The organism is Pseudomonas sp. Arb-4-2C, from assembly GCF_055755015.1.
The window spans coordinates 2013673-2029736 of the sequence record NZ_CM146899.1 but is presented as its reverse complement, the minus strand read 5'-3'; the positions used below and the strand labels follow the sequence as shown (position 1 = coordinate 2029736).

The window sequence follows — 16064 nt, the reverse complement described above, 5'->3', positions numbered from 1 at the left end:
AAGAATCCCTTCTACTGAACAACAAGAATAAAAACCGCCATTGACTCACCAGGGGATGACGCGGTCCTGATGCCGGTAGGTGCCCGTGGGGCCATCGGCGCCGATCATTGCCAGCGCGACACTGGTCCGCGCGCCCTCCTGCACCTCAAGATCACCGGCACCGTCATTCATGCCGGTTTTGGTATAACCGGGATGTACCGCATTCACCTTGATCGGCGTGTCGCGAAGTTCGTAAGCCAGGTGCACCGTCCACGAATTCACGCCACTTTTACTGGCGCTATACCCCGGCAAGGATTTGAACATCGGTGAATAGGCGTACGAATCAACGTCGGTATGAGTGGTGAGCGATGCCAGCAGGCTGGAGACGTTGACGATGCGTCCGGCCGGGGATTTGTGAATCAACGGCAATAAGTGCTGCGTCACCGCGACCATGCCGAACAGGTTGGTTTCAAACGTCTGTCGCCACTGTTCGAGTGGCTGTTGCGAAGGGTTCAACCCGTAGGATTCGATGCGAATCGCGGCGTTATTGATCAGGATGTCGAGCCGACCGAACCGCGCCTCCAGCAGTTTGGCCGCCGAGGCGATGCTGTCTTCATCCGTGACATCCAGCAGGCACGGAAAGGCCTTCAGACCCATGCCGACCAGCGTATCGCAGGCCTGCGCGACAGCCTGATAATCCCTGCCGCTGAGCACGACCGTCACCCCCTCACCGGCCAGTTGGCGTGCCACCTCGAAACCGATGCCACGGTTGGCGCCGGTCACCAATGCAACCTTGTCAAAATCGTTCATCGTGCAACTCCAGGCGACGCTCCGCCCTGCCCGCAGGAAGGACGGAGCCAATACGATTCATGAAATTTTCCAGCAGTGGCCCGAACGCTTGCAGATCGGTCAGAAAGGCATCGTGCCCGTCACGGCAATCCAGCCGGACAAAGGTCACCTGCGCGCCATCCTGTCCGAGTCCTTGGGCGATGTATTGCTGTTGGGCAACAGGAAACAACGTGTCGCTCTCGACCCCCACCACCAGAACCTGCTCAAGGCCTACAGTCTGAAAACCGCCCCGGGGGCTTTTCAGGCAGGCATAAAGGTCGATCGCGCGGCTCAGTTGCAAATAACTGTTGGGATCGAAGTCCCGGGCGAATCGACAGGCATTGGCTTGCAGATAATCCTCAACTTCGAAGTCGTGAGCCGTGCCCGCTGATTTCCCTGCCGACTCATCCGGGCGGGCAAATCGGCGATTCAACTCCGCGCCGGAGCGATAACTCAGCAGGCCCATCTTGCGGGCGAGCGTCATCCCGTGAATCGGCCGCGCATCCGGCGAGTACTCGCCACCGGCCCAGAGCGGGTCACTGCGAATGGCTTCCCGCTGCAATGACCGCAAGGCCGTGGACACCGGAAGCGAACTGGCGGCGCCGCAGAGGTTGATGTGATGCCGGACAAACCCCGGATGCCGGGTCAACAGGGCCAGCGCGCACATGCCGCCCATCGAGGTACCGATCAGGCAGGCCACTTCATCCATGTCCAACGCCTTCATGGCCATGACGATCGTGTCAGCGATGTCTTCGATGGCCAGCTCGGGAAAACGCGACCGGTAAGGTCTGCCGCTCCTCGGGTCGATGGACATCGGCCCGGTCGTTCCCTTGCAACCGCCCAGGTAGTTGAAACAGATCACGAACCAGCGGTCTGTATCTATCGGCTTGGCCGGGCCGGCAAAGTCTTCCCACCACCCGCTCTCAGGATCGCGGGCGACACTGCAGACATGGCTGTTGGCCGACATGCCGGGGAGGATCAGAACGACGTTGTCGCGACGTTCATTCAGTTGCCCGAACGTCTCATACGTTAGCCTGAGATCTTCCAGTACACCACCACGGTGCATTGGAAACGGGCGCGTGAACGCTATGTAATCTGCTGCTGCCGGAAGAGTTTCCACCATGATGCCAATCCCTTAGAACAGGTGCTCTGCGAAGTAACCGTTCCCTGTTACTGATCGAGCGATTGCAGCCAGTCATCGTCGGAACCTTCGGCGATGCCGTCCATCAGGAAGGTCGAGAGATAACGCTCACCGGTGTCCGGAAGCATGGCCAGCAGCACCGAACCTGCCGGCGCGGTCTCGGCAATTTTCAGCGCTGCGGCAACCGAGGCCCCGGAAGAAATACCGACAAAAATGCCCTCTTCCCTGGCCAGCCGTTGAGACGTATCGCGCGCTTCATACTCATTCACGGTCAGGACGGTATCGATGACCGTCTTGTCCATGATGGTCGGCGTGAAGTTGGGCGCCAGCCCCTGGATCTGATGCACGCCCCAGGTACCGCCCGACAGCAGCGCGGCGTTTTCCGGCTCCGCTGCCACGATCTGCACCGCCGGCCGGGCGAGTCTCAGCATCTGGCCGACGCCGGTCAGCGTGCCGCTGGTGCCGAAACCGGTGACGAAGTAATCCAGCCGTTTACCGGCAAAATCGCCGAGTATTTCCGCAGCGGTGGTTTCGCGGTGATAGGAAGGGTTGGCCGGGTTATCGAACTGCCGGGACCTGAACCAGCCGAATTTCTGCGCCAGCTCATCGGCCAACTGGTTGCCGCCGCTGCTGCCCAGGTGGGCAGGGAACAGCAGGACCTTGCCCCCATAGGCGCGAATCAGTTTGCGCCGCTCCATGGAATAGCTGTCGGACATCACCGCCACAAAGTTGTAGCCACGTGCCGCTGCCACCATCGCCAGCGCAATCCCGACATTACCGGAGGTGCATTCGGCGATCGTATCGCCAGGCTTGAGCAGCCCCTTGGCCTCGGCATCGAGGACCACGGCCAGTGCCAACCGGTCCTTGACCGAACCACCGGGATTGAACGACTCAACCTTGGCATAGACGGTGACGTGTTCCGGGGCGAGTCTTTGCAACTTGACGATTGGCGTACGGCCGATCGTGTCCAGAATGCTTTCATACAACGGCATGAGCGAGTTCTCCATCAAATACGAATTCAGCAGGGCCGGAGAGATACATCGCGGACAAATCACTCTCCCATGTCACTCCAAGGGTTCCGCCGGGCAGTTCGACATCGACCGAACGGTCGACCCGTCCGGCACGCGCCAACACCGCGACAGCCGCGCACGCGCCGCTGCCGCAAGCCAGGGTTTCGCCGGCGCCGTATTCGTAAACCTTGAGTTTTATCTTGTTTCGCGACTCCAGCTGTACAAACCCGACGTTGACGTCTGGAGAGAAATACCCGGAGTTTTGCAGGGCGCTGCCGACAGCCGGGATTGGGTAATCCTTGTCCTGGGCATCGATCACCGCGTGGGGATTGCCCATCGATACGGCGGCACACACAAGGTTCTGCCCGGCGACTTCGACCTCATAATCCGCCTGCGGCTCAGTGAAGCCGAAGACCGGTATTGCAGCGGGCGAGAAGTTCGGCGCGCCCATGCTGATCTGATAATTGCCACCCTCCATGACCCGGACCCGATGGGTCCCGGAAGGACTGTCGAGGGTGAACTCGCACGCGTCAGTCACGCCTGCACGTACCAGCCATGCCGCCACACATCGCGCGCCATTGCCGCATTGCCGGGACGACTCGCCCTGTGCAGTCCAGATATCGAACGAGGCGACAGACAACGGATTGCGCGGCGCCTTGACGCCCAGGACCATATCGCCACCGATTCCTTTATTGCGATTCGCCAGGTACTTGCACAGCTCGCGCGACGGATCCTGTGCATTGCGCAGATCCAGAATGATCATGTCATTGCCCGCGCCGTGCATTTTGCTGAAACGCAGCCGCCCAGTATCGGCGGTGTGTTTATGCATGACACACGCTCGCTTCAAGGTGCGCCTTGGACAGGATCGGGTCGACGATATCGATGATGTAGTTCGTCGCACGCTGGGCCGTGGCGGCATCGCAGGAGGCATTGAACTCGGCGATTTCCAGGCCCACGATCTGCTCGAGCGGAATTGCTCCCAGAATCGAGCTGAGTTGTTGCGGCAGCAGGCCGCCGGGCACCGCGTAGTCGGCTGGCACATAACCCGGCTCAAGGGAGTCCCAATCGATGTGCACCCAGACTTTCGATTGTCCGATGGCGCGGCGCACGTTCTCGGCAGTGGCGTCCTGCGGTGCAATCGTGCGCACGTTATGGGCGCTCAACAGTTGGCGCTCTTGCGCGTCGATGTCGCGAGCGCCCAAAAGCACCACGTTCTCCGAGCGTATGCCCGCGCCGCAGCCGCTGTCCCAGAGACCGCACAGCGCAGACACCACCATCCCGCCAAGGTAGCCCGTGTCGGTCGTCGCCGGGATATTGAAATCGCCGTGGGCATCAACCCACAACAGGCACAGGTCAGGGTATTGCCGGGCTGCGGCAGGGATGCTGCCCAGACTGGCCGGGCAGGTTCCGTTGATGACCACAGTGAGCTGCTCTTGCTCCAGCGCGCAGGCCACGGCGCGGTGCAGTGAATCAATCTGTTCACGCCCGGCTGGCAGACTGACCGTCCAGTCATCGGCTGCCGGTTCGCACTTTGCGTTACCGACATACAGCGGCGCTACCGCGTACTTTTCTTCGAGTGCCGAAGCGGCTTTCAATGCACCGATGCGTGTAAAGGCAGTTCGGTCCGCTACCCTGCCGTTGGATACAATCAACTTGAACATCAGGCTTCCTCTTTATTTTTATGGCTGGAATGTTTGAATGGACAAACATCCGTGCGCTCTGCATTTTCTTCAATCAAACCGTATTGCCACCACTCTTTGGCGCCAGATCCAAAACCGCCTAATTGCAAAGCGTGGGGCGCCGAATCATATTTAAGAATGCGTTTACGTATATTCGCCCGAACATTACGTCCACCCACGGTATCGCCGGCAAACACATCAAAGCGTTCACGCGGATTAATCACCAGCGCAAATCTTGACCCCAGGTTTCTGCTCTTGCGTTGTTGATGTGCCGGAGAACTCATATTCACAAACAGTTGCATGCCAGCGAAGCACATCGACCAGAACGGAGACTCCGGATCGACATCGACACTTTCCGGCCAGGGACTTTCGTCCAGCCAATGCAGGCTCTGCAGCACGCCCCACCCGGCCGAGTGATAGGCCTGGGCGGTATCGGCGCTAATGGCACCAGTTGCGAAAAACACGATGAGCGGATAAGCGTCTTCGATTGAACCGCTCCAGGTTCTGGAAAGCGTTACATACTCTTTCAAACCTTCGGCCAGTTTTGCCAGGCCTGTTGCATCCAGCGTTTCGACAAACACAAACTTGATCGCCGACTTCTTGAACGCGTTTTTCGAAAAGATGCAGGGAAAATCAGAGCCTGCCTCAAGTCGCTCTGCCAACTCGCCCAAGGCATCTTTCTCCCAATCGGCCCCGCGATGTTTTACATCATCCTGAGAGAGCATGACTCGATAAGAAACTTGCATATCAAAGTTCCGCATACTAATTCCCTTTATGCTGCACAACCTGGAAAGATGGCCGAGCGTGGCATCCAGCCTGACGCGCGCCGCTGACACGCCTGCCACAAACTTGCGTCTGGCACCGACAACTTGATTACTTGATTGCTGTTTGAATCAGAACACTGGCCACAGATCCCGGGCGCTATTCAACGCACGGCGAGTACTCAGGTTTTTGACCGACTTACGGCTGATGAATCGATGAATCCGCGCCACGGCATCCTCCAGATCCGGAACAGCTGCCAGCGTCACCACACGGAAATGGTCCGGCTCGGGCCAGTTGAACGCGGTGCCTTGAACGACCAGCAAGCGTTCCGACATCAGCAGCTCAAGGACAAACGTCTCGTCATCCATGATCGGGCAGACCTTGGGATCGATTTTCGGGAACGCGTACAGCGCGCCCATCGGCTTGACGCAACTGACGCCGGGAATATCGTTGAGCAATGCATGTACCCGGTTGCGCTGTTCGAGCAGGCGGCCTTGGGGCAACACCAGGTCATTGATGCTCTGGTAGCCACCCAGCGCGGTCTGGATCGCGTGCTGTGCCGGCACGTTGGCGCACAAGCGCATGTTCGCCAGCATGTCGATCCCTTCGATGTAGCCGGCCGCGTTGTGTTTAGGCCCCGAAATGATCAACCAGCCAGAGCGAAAGCCGGCCACCCGGTAAGATTTGGACAAACCATTGAAGGTCAGGCACAGCAGGTCCGGCGCAAGCGAGGCGGTGCTGATGTGCACGGCCTCGTCGTAGAGAATCTTGTCGTAGATCTCATCGGAGAACACCACCAGGTTGTGCTGGCGCGCAATCTCCAGCATCCCCAGCAGTACTTCTCTGGGGTACACCGCGCCCGTGGGATTGTTGGGGTTGATGATGACCAGCGCGCGGGTATTGGAGGTGATTTTCGCGCGGATGTCGTCAAGGTCTGGCCACCAGTCCTGCTGCTCGTCGCACCTGTAGTGCACCGCGTTGCCACCGGCAAGACTGACCGCGGCGGTCCATAACGGATAATCCGGTGCAGGCACCAGGACTTCATCCCGGTTGTTGAGCAACGCCTGCAGCGACATGACAATCAGTTCGGAGACGCCATTACCCAGATAGATGTCGTCGATGCCGACACCCTCGATCTGCTTCTGCTGGCAGTACTGCATGACCGCCTTGCGCGCGCTGAACAAGCCTTTTGAGTCGCTGTAGCCTTGCGCTGTCGGCAGATTGCGGATCACGTCCTGGAGAATTTCGTCGGGTGCCTCGAAACCAAAGGGGGCCGGATTGCCAATGTTCAACTTGAGAATGCGCTGGCCATCCTCCTCCATCTTTTTGGCCTGCTCGAGTGCCAGGCCACGAATGTCATAACACACACTGTTCAGTTTCAGCGATTTCAGATACTGCACGATCAAACTTCCTTGTTGTTTTTATCAGGACCGCGGCAACAACAATCATCAGGTCCGAGAGACTGCTTTCAATTCCTTGGGCGCAGACTTCGACAGCGCCCGCGACATATTCAGGAAGACAAACAGCACGACGATGGGAATTGCGATAAACAGTGCCAAGGCACGAACACCCAGTTCAGGAAACGAACTGACGAACAACCCGTAACCCGCGCCGGCCGCCATCTGGAAAAAGAAAAACTGTCCCGAGGAAATACCGATATCGCGGCTGACACTCTTCAACAGCCCAGCCTGAGTCGCAGGAATCACCATGCCGACCGACAACAGAATGAACACCATCGGAAGCAGCAGCGCTGGCAACACACTGCCAAACACCGACAACAAAATGGCCAGCAAAATACAACCGACCATGCCCACCCGGCTCCCCAGCAACAGGATTTCGTTCAACGCCCACCGGGTACTCAATGCGCGCGCCAGCGTACTGCCAACGACATAACCGACCGCACACAGGGAGATCACCGCACCGTAGCCGATGCTGGACATTCCCAGTTCGGTCTGCAGCGCGTAAGTCGAACACGACAAAAAGACGAAGTAACTCATCCAAACCAGACTGATGCCCGCTGCATAAATCAGATAATCGGTGTTTTTGAAGTTATCGGCGTAGACGGCAATGATGCTCCGTCCCGTCGAATCGCTCGCGCCCGGGGATGTCTCGACGCGCCAGAAGAGCAGCAACGCGCCAAGATTGAAGACCGCCACGCCGCCCATCATCCAGCGCCATCCCATCGTCGGCAGTAACAAGCCGCCTAACAACGGTGCGATACACGGTGTGAGGGCGATGGCCGAGGCCAGGGTCGTGAGTATTCGAAGCCGCCCGCTTTCCGGGTAGTTCGATTTCACAATCAGCCGCGTGGTTACCGTCCCCACACAGCCGCCCAGGGCCTGCATGAAACGCGCGATCGCAAACAGGTAGAAAGAATCCGAGAACGCGGCAAGCACGCAACCGGCAGCGCAAATCAGCAACCCCGAAAGTTGTACGCGGCGGGGGCCGATACGATCGGCAAGAATTCCTGCCAATACCACGGACAACGCATACCCGACCATGTAAACAACGAATGTTTCCTGAATGGCTTCTTGGGGAACTCGAAACTCCTCGGCCAGTTTTGCAACGGTGGGAGTCATCAGGCCGAGCCCAAGCTGCGGCACAATTACAGCTGCCAACAGTGCGGCAGGCAACAGGATTCCGGGACTGCTGGATTTCACGCAGAAAGCTCCTTGAGGTATTGATCACTCGTCAACAAGTGCGGCAGAACCCGGTCAATCTGACGCGTGATCATCGCCAACGAGCTGGTGTAGTAGTGGTTGCCTGCCGCCAGTTGTCCCAGGGCATAAATGACATCGCTGGCCTTGCCGCTGCGGTCGATCACCTTGTGCGAACCGAAAGACACATGCAGGCCGCCAAACGGGTGGTGTTGAGCAACGCCATTGTTGACCATCGACGACACCAGCTCGGTCCCGGCCTGGCCTACTCCACCTGTTTCAGATCGCGTGGCGTTGATGACCCAGTCCGAATGACAGGCCCCTGCCTGGTAATTCAGAACGAAACCGCCATCAGGGCACAGCTCCACTTCTTTCAGGCCCGGACGAATAACCAGTTGCCCGGCTTCGAGCATGTTGCGCAACTTGTTGGCTGTGGCCGGTGGCATCGGATTGCACAGGCTCATGAAGATCGAGTGATAGTTGGCCATGTAAAAGCGGCGGTCAGCGGCACTCAGACTGTCCCAGGCCAGCTCAACGTAATCGTTGGCGATATCGATCAGGATGGACAACCACTTGTCGCCATTGGTCGAGGCTTGCAGATGGCGCTCAAGCCGCTCGAACGGCAGTTGGCCGGGTGCCAGTTCGGCCTTGAGTTTTTCCAGATCGACGCCTTGCGCCGTCATTTCGAAGGTGATCAGGCCAAGCCACTTCGACCAGGAAATCAGCCCTTCGTCATCGCGAAGTTCTTCGATTCGATCTCGGGTGATGACCTTGTAGGAGAAGTCGTGATGCGGCATGCGGACCGCCGGCAGCAATGCATTGCGCGACAACATGACGATCTTCCCTCGATGCCCCTGGGCGTTCAGAGCCAGGACGGCATCGACTGCGGACAGACTGGAACCGATGATCGACACCTGGTCTTCAACACCAATGGCGGAAAACTTTGTCCACATCGGATAAGGGTTGCCAATGTAGTTCTGGGAACAGGCCAACGAGAAGATATCCGCCGGCTCCGCTGTACCGATACACAGAATCACACGGTCAAACACCTGCTGCGGCCCGTTTTCGATGCCCACGACCGCTTTATCATCATGCATCGACAAACTGGTGACCTTTTGCCCGATAACGCGAATCGGACGTTTCAGTTCTCGTGCCAGAGCAACTTGCTCGGCAAAACAATCGGACAGGTACTCACCGAAATAATGGCGTGGCAGAAAATCATGCTGCGCCAGCGCGCTGCCATATTTATGGGTGACCCATCCGACAAAGTGCTTGGGGTCATCACTTTTAACGGACATGAATCTGGCCTGACGATTGATCAAGCCATAATCACCATCGTTTTGATAGGCGCGACCAGGCCCGATTTTCTTGTCGGGTTCATAGAGGGTAATTGCAACATCCATATTGTTCAGCTTTGCGTCTCGCTGCAACGCATCAATTACACTAATCGCTGTTGCTCCACCACCGACTATCGCAATCTTTAGTTGCGGCTCGCGATGATTAGTCTTATTGAGTGTTGACAGTTTTTCAAAAGCAGTCATTGCCGACGATATCCCTATACCAATCCAGTTTTTCTTGACCCCAATGACTCGCGCGTCGCCTCTCAACGCGTTAGCTTGAGCGGCGTTGAGCGTATTTGTATGCCGCGATAAGATGAAGATCCATTAAATGGATTTTGGTGTGTACCACTATGACCAGAGGTAAGCGGCCAATTGGCCTCGATCTAGTCTTGCCGTTCGAATTGACCTCACATTCGCTGTCCACCAAACACCAGCTTTTGTATCGTTTCCTTGAACACCTCATCAGCTCGCGGCGGCTTGCGCCCGGCGAAGCACTGCCCTCCACCCGCACGCTCTCGCAAAGATGGGGCGTTTCCCGAGGTACTCTGGAGACGGTTTTCGATCAATTACGCGAAGAAGGTTTCATCCTTCGCAAACGAGGTGCCGGTTCGATTGTCTGCGCGACATTGCCGGACAATCTGCTCGCGGCAGCCAAAACCTCAGAACTGCAAGTCAGGCCTAATACCGACCGGTCATCTGAAACATCTGCGCCAATCACCTATTTACAGCCTTATGTACCGTTTATTTCCAGGCTGGCCGATCCCGGTTTGCTTGAAGAGAAAGATGTGAAATCGCTCTGCACACCTTCGGCCAAAGACCTCGCCACCGCAGTATCGGCTTCGTCGCTGGGAGGCGATGAAAACTTGCGCAAGTCTATTTGTGATCATATCCAGATCTATCGGGGCATTGATTGTTCGCCTCAGGACATCGTGATCACTCACGGCATCAGGCACTGCCTTGACTTGATCAGTCGGGTACTGGGAAAAGATGCAGTAGTTGCAATGGAAGATCCTGGTTATTACTGGGCAAGGCGAATATTCAATTGTTCCGCCAACACCATCATCGATATTCCAGTCGACAATGCGGGTTTGATCGTTGAAGCGTTGTCTCGAATCAAGCAAGTCCACGCTGTTTATGTAACGCCTTCACATCAGGCCCCGTTGGGCGTTTGCATGAGCATGGAAAGACGCCAGGCACTACTGGCCTCGGCGAAAGAAATGAATGCGATCATTATCGAAGACGACTATGACAGCGAGTACAACTATGGCAGTGCTCCCCTTCCCGCCATCAAATCGATAGATAAACATGACCGGGTTATTTTCTGCGGCAGCTTCAATAAAACCCTGTTCAGCAACTTTCGCCTGGGCTTCATGGTTATTCCCAGGCACTTGCAGAAGAAAATAATCAACCTTATCGAAGACACCGGGCAGACCCCAGGCATACTCGGCCAGCTCGCGCTCAACCAGTTTCTTTGCACCGGAAAATATGTCCGACACCTGCGGATTTCCCGGCAGACGTATCAGCATCGAAGAGATTTGTTGATCGCCAAACTGCGAGAAAACCCTGATCTGGAAATTTCCGGCGAGCAATCCGGGCTGCACTTTGTGCTGTCACTCCCGGCCGGCATTGATGAAGAAGAGTTCTGCGCACGCGCGACCCTCTTCAACCTCTGCCTGCAACCCGTCTCGGCGTTTACCAGCAGCCACACGGTCAAACCGGGCGTATTGATTGGCTACGCAGCCCTCACTGATGAGCAGATAAACCATGCTGCTGCCTGCCTGCTGGATCTTATCAACTCATTCACTCAAGGCGCCGAACACCACGCTTGAATAAACGACCCGCCCGATGGCCATTCACCTCAGCCCCTTCAGCACTCTGGCTGCACAAAAAAGCCCGGCAGCGCTACCGGGCTTCTTTATTTGCGTTTAACGGGCGAGGCGCGACAACGCGTCATCCGTCTCCTGCGCCGCTGTGCGGGCTCCGTGAATCAGCGGTCCATAACGCCGACTGAATTCCCAGTTGTACGGCACGCGGTCCTTGCTGGCGCCGTTGTCCCAGTTCACCGACCAGGTCATCAGCCCCTTGATCGGCAGACCTTTGATCGCCAGGCGCTTGAGCGCATTGCCCACTGCGGTGCTGTCGATCACATAACCGGTAGCGGCGGCGTCAACGTTGGCCGGCAGGCCGATAACGAATTTGTCTGCCGGGATTTTGGTGAAGCCACGGGTACCGGTCACCAGACTTTCGGTCAGGTAATAGAGGAAGTCCTCTTTCAGCGCGTCGTTGTTCTGCGCGATCCACGCACCGTTGCCGTTGTTGGCTTCCGGCACCCAGACCCCGTCGCCGCCCTGGTTATAGAACTGCGGGGCGATGAAGTCGTAGTAGCCTTCGAGCGCCTGCAGGTAACCGACGTACTTGCCATTGGTGGTCAGGTACGGAAACTCCGGGGCCATGCTGATGATGAAGTGCTTGCCCTGGCCTGCGTAGTGATCCTTGACCAGTTTCAGTGCGGCCGGGAGCACGGTCTTGTTGGCAGCGAAATCAATCGCGCTCTGTTCAAGATCGATGTCCAGTCCATCGAAGCCATAGGTTTCCACCAGGCGGATGATTTCATTGGCCAGCGGCTGTTCTTGTCCGGCACGCAGTTCGATGTGCGCATCGGCGCCACCCAGGGAGATCAGTACCGCCCGCCCCTGACTGTTGAGCACGCCGACCTGACGACGAAACTCGGCATCGGAGACGTTGTATGGCTTGAAGGTCGGAATTCCGCTGCCCTTCATGAACGCCACCGCGACCACGTTGTACTCCTTGGGCACTGCCTCCAGAGGCATTTCGGCGAACCGGCCCTGACGGTAGCCGTCACTCGGACCGGCCGGCCAGTTGTGCCAGAAGCCCATGAGGATCTTCTTGCCGGCGATGCTCGGCATTAACGAAGCAGCATCACCCGCCGCGTTTTGCATCAATGAAAAGTCGATTTTTGACATGTTCTAATCCTTCAGAACCTGTGAATTTGACGACGTTGCGCCGTTATTTGAAGTCGACGTCGAACGCCTGATAGAACGCGTTGCCCGTGTTGGCGACGATCCACATCAGCACGATGACGTGATGCCCCTTCTTGTTGGCCGGCAGTTTCACTTCGTGATCGACCTTGGCCTTCATCTCACCCGCATGACTGTAGTACGGCACTTGGGTGTAGAAATCCTCGAAGAACGGCTGTGCTTCCAGTTGCGCACGGCTGATGCGCTGCTGCGGATCCCAGCCATCCTTGGTGATCAGCCAGCGATAACCACGGGTGGTGTGCGGCGCGGTGTACACCCAGTTGACCTTGAGAGTCTGGCCCGGGGTGACGTTGAGCAGCGGCCACTCGAATGGGCGATTGAGCTTCTTGCTCATTTCGGCGCTGGTGAAGTTCACGCAATCACGGGCATCGGCCTTGCCGCCACTGAGGACGTAGCCATCGGCCGGCGGCGTGACGCTGTCACTGTCGGAGCCATACGGCGCCGGGAACGGCCCGGCCGCCAATGCCGGGAAGTTCTTGCCGCCTTCCATTTCGTTGACTTGCCAGCCGGCCAGCAGACCAAGGTCGATGGCGACCGAGCCACGGCTGGCTGGGGAGGTGACGCGACCGTGTCGCAGTTGGGTTTCAGGATTTGCTTGATTCATGTTGTTCACTCCGTTGATTTAAGAACTCTCCTTCCCGAGGAGAGGCCTTCAAGCTAACGGAGGTGGATTTTTTGTCCATCGGCGGTTTTGTCACAGGCATTCACCCTTGATGGCTGAAAACGCCGAAAATACTGGATGCATATACAGTTTATTACGACAAAACCCACCCGACGCATGGCTAAAAGACTACACGCCAACGCTGCAAAAACCGCCATTCACCGCTCACGGCAGTTGTGCCTGGTATTCCTTTTCGTATTGGCCCGCGAGCTGTTCCTTTTGCTTGTCGTCGAGCAACTTGCCGGCCATCTGGAAGAACTTCTGCTCCTCTTCCTTGAGATGGTGATGGACCTTGTCCGAGAGCTTCTTCGCGATTGCCAGCCACGCCGGGCTGGACATCTCGGTCTCGTCCAGCTCTTCCATCATTTCATCCATTTCATGGTGCTCGGCGATGGCATGGCGACTGAGGTCGACACCGTTGTCGAACTCCATCAGCGGGATGTAGAAGTGGCGCTCCTCAGCCGTTTCGTGGGCCTGCAGCTCAGCCTTGAGCTGCTGGTAGGCCTCAACCCGTTCGGGGGTGTCGCCGCTGGTTTGCACCAGAATCCTGGCGTAACTGCGCTGGCGGTCGTGGCTTTCGCGAAGGGCTTCGAAAATGTTCATGGAGGGTCCTCATCAACCGCGTTCGGAAATGACGCTGTAAAGGCTAGACCCCAGCGCATCAACGACGGTTCCAAAGGGTTGAGGAAGGACTTGGAACACGCCCTCCGGACAGGATAGGCTGCGAGTTCATCTCACAAGGAAGTTGCACATGACGTTGCGAATCGAGTTGTCGCAGAACCCCACCGAAGAACAACGCAAAGCCATTCTCGAGCCACTGATTGCCTATAACGACGCCAAGACCGGCGGCTCCACGTCGGAACCTTTCGCGCTGATGGTGCGGGATGAACACGACGCGATTCTCGGCGGTTTGTACGGCCGGGTGATTTTCCAGTGGATGTACATCGAGTTGCTTTCAGTGCCGGAACAGGGACGCGGCCAGGGCATTGGCTCAAGACTGATGGCCATGGCCGAAGAACTGGCCAACGAGAAGCGTTGCCTGGGGATCTGGCTGGACACCTTTGATTTTCAGGCGCCGGAATTCTACAAGAAGCTGGGATTCAGCCAGTTTGGCGAGATCATCGATTACCCGCCGGGGCACAGCCGCCATTATTTCCAGAAGCGGTTGATCGGCTGATCCGCAGGACTCTTCGCGAGCAGGATCACACCTACAGGATGGTGGCAAACGCAAATCCAACGTAGGAGTGAGCCTGCTCGCGATGACGGCAGTTGCCTCAACGCCTGATCAGAGACAGGTCGCCAACGCCGCCAACCGCCGCTTGGCAACAAAGTCATCCTTCTGCGCGTAGTAATTGAGCACGGTCCCGGAAGCATCGGTGGATACGTCGACAAACGATTCCGCCGAACGGGTATAAACCGTCGACCCGCCCTTCTTGCCCGGTTGCAGATACGCCCCGGCATCCACGCCGAACACCGCTTCGTCCTGCCAGCCGAATTGCACGCACTGGGCCACGACTTTCTCGGGTTTGTCCGAGGTCAGGACCTTGTAGGGGGCTTTGGTGCGAGAATCGTCCATTACCGATCCCGCGCAGCCGGCCAACACCGTCGCGGCCAGCGCTACCATCAGAATTCGCATTGCATTCGCTCATTCAGAAAAAAGCGGACTGTATCACCGCAACAGGCAAAATCGTTCTGCTTTACTGCATTAATAGCGCGACACGCACGGGCCGCTCCGGCACCCTAGGGTCATCAGCCTCACAAGGAACGCACATGGCGCCCACCGATCAGCGACATGAACAAGCCCTGAAACTGTTTCTCGACGCACGCCCCGAACTGCGCGAAACCCTCGATCATCTCAACCCGCTGCTGGCCCAGGCCAAAGGTGAAACGGCGGCGCAATACCGTGAAGAGCGCCTGCACGAGGCCTTCGAGGCCGAGGCTGAGAATCAAGGCCTGTTCGCCTGGGAATTGACCTTGCTGCTGACGGCGGCAACGCCCGAGGAGTATCAGGCCCAGCGCATGGAGGTGCATCGCGAAGTGGCGGAAATGGCGCACATGAGCTGGGCGGATTATTGCGACCTGTACGGGCTGGAACCCTAACCACCGCTCAAGGATATCGATGCTGCCCTCCACCTCCACTCACCGCGCCACTTCCGGGCATCTGCATCGGCAGAAATGGCGCGGGCGCATCGGTCTGGCACTGGTGGCCAGCCTTTCGGTACTGGCCGGGATGACCGACGCCATCGGCTTCATGGCCAGCGGCGATTTCGTCTCGTTCATGAGCGGCAACACCACACGGCTGGCAGTGGCGATCAGTGTCGGCGATCTGGGGCTGACATTGCGCCTGGTCATCCTTGTCGCCACGTTTGTGCTCGGCAATGCCCTGGGGATTGTGATCGGGCGTGTGGGCGGTCGGCGCACACTGCCGTTGTTGCTATGCATCGCCACCCTGCTCTGCGTGGCCGCCGCGTTGCCATCTGACACGCAACTGCCGGCGCTGCTGGCGGCGATCGTCGCGATGGGCATGCTCAACGCCGCGGTCGAGGAAGTGAACGGGCTGCCGGTCGGCCTGACCTACGTGACCGGGGCGCTATCGCGGTTTGGTCGAGGACTTGGGCGCTGGATGCTTGGCGAACGCCGGAACGGCTGGCGGGTGCAACTGGTGCCGTGGACCGGCATGTTCATCGGCGCGATCCTGGGTGCGGTGCTGGAGCATCATTTCGGGCTTCGGGCATTGTTCGCCAGCGGATTGCTGGCGGCGGTGCTTGGCGTGCTGTCGCTGAGCATTCCGCGGCGCTGGCAACTCGGCTACATGCCACGCTGAAATGCGCTCTTGCGGGAGCAGGCTTGCTCGCGAATGCGCCGTGTCATTCGAAACATCTTTGACTGAACCGCCGCTTTCGCGAGCAAGCCCGCTCCCACAGGGGGCATGTGCATGACTTCATAAA

The 16064-nt window shown here is 57.8% G+C and carries 16 protein-coding genes and 1 pseudogene; 4 read left to right on the top strand and 13 right to left on the bottom strand.

Features of this window, described 5'->3' with window-relative positions; genetic code table 11:
* Positions 1-45 precede the first annotated feature (45 nt).
* The 9 genes from AC0J41_RS09140 to AC0J41_RS09100 form a co-directional block, all read right to left on the bottom strand.
* Positions 46-789, bottom strand: coding sequence for an SDR family oxidoreductase (locus tag AC0J41_RS09140; protein ID WP_473015252.1), 744 nt, complete (start codon positions 787-789; stop codon positions 46-48).
* Entirely contained in the window at positions 776-1930 is a 1155-nt protein-coding gene (gene metX, locus AC0J41_RS09135; protein WP_473015251.1) for a homoserine O-acetyltransferase MetX, read from the bottom strand. Before metX ends, AC0J41_RS09140 begins: the two co-directional genes overlap by 14 nt.
* Positions 1931-1977: 47 nt before the next feature.
* Positions 1978-2940, bottom strand: coding sequence for a cysteine synthase A (gene cysK, locus AC0J41_RS09130; protein WP_025109035.1), 963 nt, complete (start codon positions 2938-2940; stop codon positions 1978-1980).
* On the bottom strand, positions 2927-3787 hold the full coding sequence (dapF, locus tag AC0J41_RS09125) for a diaminopimelate epimerase (protein ID WP_473015250.1): 861 nt from the start codon (positions 3785-3787) through the stop codon (positions 2927-2929). Before dapF ends, cysK begins: the two co-directional genes overlap by 14 nt.
* Positions 3780-4619 carry an arginase family protein gene (locus AC0J41_RS09120; RefSeq protein ID WP_473015249.1) on the bottom strand — a complete coding sequence of 280 codons (840 nt, stop codon included), beginning with the start codon at positions 4617-4619 and terminating at the stop codon, positions 3780-3782. Before AC0J41_RS09120 ends, dapF begins: the two co-directional genes overlap by 8 nt.
* Positions 4619-5383, bottom strand: a complete 765-nt coding sequence (locus AC0J41_RS09115; RefSeq protein WP_473015248.1) for a YqcI/YcgG family protein — start codon at positions 5381-5383, stop codon at positions 4619-4621. Before AC0J41_RS09115 ends, AC0J41_RS09120 begins: the two co-directional genes overlap by 1 nt.
* A 147-nt stretch (positions 5384-5530) precedes the next feature.
* Entirely contained in the window at positions 5531-6799 is a 1269-nt protein-coding gene (locus AC0J41_RS09110) for a pyridoxal phosphate-dependent aminotransferase (protein ID WP_473015247.1), read from the bottom strand.
* A 48-nt stretch (positions 6800-6847) separates the two neighbouring features.
* Entirely contained in the window at positions 6848-8059 is a 1212-nt protein-coding gene (locus tag AC0J41_RS09105) for an MFS transporter (protein ID WP_473015246.1), read from the bottom strand.
* A complete protein-coding gene (locus AC0J41_RS09100; protein ID WP_081794839.1) occupies positions 8056-9597 on the bottom strand; it encodes an FAD/NAD(P)-binding protein in 1542 nt (513 codons plus the stop codon). Before AC0J41_RS09100 ends, AC0J41_RS09105 begins: the two co-directional genes overlap by 4 nt.
* Before the next feature lie 188 nt (positions 9598-9785).
* Between AC0J41_RS09100 and pdxR the strand changes: the two genes are divergently transcribed.
* Complete coding sequence (pdxR, locus tag AC0J41_RS09095; protein WP_473015245.1) at positions 9786-11225, top strand: MocR-like pyridoxine biosynthesis transcription factor PdxR; 1440 nt, start codon at positions 9786-9788, stop codon at positions 11223-11225.
* Between the two features lie 153 nt (positions 11226-11378).
* Here pdxR and AC0J41_RS09090 read toward each other — a convergent pair.
* The 3 genes and pseudogenes from AC0J41_RS09090 to AC0J41_RS09080 form a co-directional block, all read right to left on the bottom strand.
* Positions 11379-12380 (bottom strand): annotated as a pseudogene (locus tag AC0J41_RS09090) (chitinase); the annotation flags it as partial.
* 43 nt (positions 12381-12423) lie between these two features.
* The gene (locus AC0J41_RS09085) at positions 12424-13059 is read right to left on the bottom strand and encodes a lytic polysaccharide monooxygenase auxiliary activity family 9 protein (protein ID WP_025109026.1); all 636 of its coding nucleotides are present in this window, start codon (positions 13057-13059) and stop codon (positions 12424-12426) included.
* 222 nt (positions 13060-13281) lie between these two features.
* Entirely contained in the window at positions 13282-13719 is a 438-nt protein-coding gene (locus AC0J41_RS09080) for a hemerythrin domain-containing protein (protein ID WP_025109025.1), read from the bottom strand.
* A gap of 148 nt (positions 13720-13867) precedes the next feature.
* Here AC0J41_RS09080 and AC0J41_RS09075 point away from each other — a divergent pair, with 148 nt between their 5' ends.
* Complete coding sequence (locus tag AC0J41_RS09075) at positions 13868-14293, top strand: GNAT family N-acetyltransferase (RefSeq protein WP_025109024.1); 426 nt, start codon at positions 13868-13870, stop codon at positions 14291-14293.
* Between the two features lie 108 nt (positions 14294-14401).
* Here AC0J41_RS09075 and AC0J41_RS09070 read toward each other — a convergent pair whose 3' ends face one another.
* Entirely contained in the window at positions 14402-14752 is a 351-nt protein-coding gene (locus AC0J41_RS09070; protein ID WP_473015243.1) for a hypothetical protein, read from the bottom strand.
* Between the two features lie 134 nt (positions 14753-14886).
* Here AC0J41_RS09070 and AC0J41_RS09065 point away from each other — a divergent pair, with 134 nt between their 5' ends.
* Both AC0J41_RS09065 and AC0J41_RS09060 read left to right on the top strand, forming a co-directional pair.
* The gene (locus AC0J41_RS09065; RefSeq protein WP_025109022.1) at positions 14887-15216 is read left to right on the top strand and encodes a DUF6388 family protein; all 330 of its coding nucleotides are present in this window, start codon (positions 14887-14889) and stop codon (positions 15214-15216) included.
* A gap of 19 nt (positions 15217-15235) precedes the next feature.
* Complete coding sequence (locus tag AC0J41_RS09060) at positions 15236-15940, top strand: YoaK family protein (protein WP_025109021.1); 705 nt, start codon at positions 15236-15238, stop codon at positions 15938-15940.
* The last annotated feature ends 124 nt before the right edge of the window (positions 15941-16064 follow it).

Coding starts and splice junctions, on each gene's coding strand:
- dapF (WP_473015250.1), bottom strand. CDS start 3,787: ATGCATAAACACACCGCCGATACTGGGCGGCTGCGTTTCAGCAAAATG.
- AC0J41_RS09120 (WP_473015249.1), bottom strand. CDS start 4,619: ATGTTCAAGTTGATTGTATCCAACGGCAGGGTAGCGGACCGAACTGCC.
- AC0J41_RS09100 (WP_081794839.1), bottom strand. CDS start 9,597: ATGACTGCTTTTGAAAAACTGTCAACACTCAATAAGACTAATCATCGC.
- AC0J41_RS09060 (WP_025109021.1), top strand. CDS start 15,236: ATGCTGCCCTCCACCTCCACTCACCGCGCCACTTCCGGGCATCTGCAT.
- AC0J41_RS09075 (WP_025109024.1), top strand. CDS start 13,868: ATGACGTTGCGAATCGAGTTGTCGCAGAACCCCACCGAAGAACAACGC.
- metX (WP_473015251.1), bottom strand. CDS start 1,930: ATGGTGGAAACTCTTCCGGCAGCAGCAGATTACATAGCGTTCACGCGC.
- AC0J41_RS09065 (WP_025109022.1), top strand. CDS start 14,887: ATGGCGCCCACCGATCAGCGACATGAACAAGCCCTGAAACTGTTTCTC.
- cysK (WP_025109035.1), bottom strand. CDS start 2,940: ATGCCGTTGTATGAAAGCATTCTGGACACGATCGGCCGTACGCCAATC.
- AC0J41_RS09070 (WP_473015243.1), bottom strand. CDS start 14,752: ATGCGAATTCTGATGGTAGCGCTGGCCGCGACGGTGTTGGCCGGCTGC.
- AC0J41_RS09140 (WP_473015252.1), bottom strand. CDS start 789: ATGAACGATTTTGACAAGGTTGCATTGGTGACCGGCGCCAACCGTGGC.
- AC0J41_RS09080 (WP_025109025.1), bottom strand. CDS start 13,719: ATGAACATTTTCGAAGCCCTTCGCGAAAGCCACGACCGCCAGCGCAGT.
- AC0J41_RS09085 (WP_025109026.1), bottom strand. CDS start 13,059: ATGAATCAAGCAAATCCTGAAACCCAACTGCGACACGGTCGCGTCACC.
- AC0J41_RS09115 (WP_473015248.1), bottom strand. CDS start 5,383: ATGCAAGTTTCTTATCGAGTCATGCTCTCTCAGGATGATGTAAAACAT.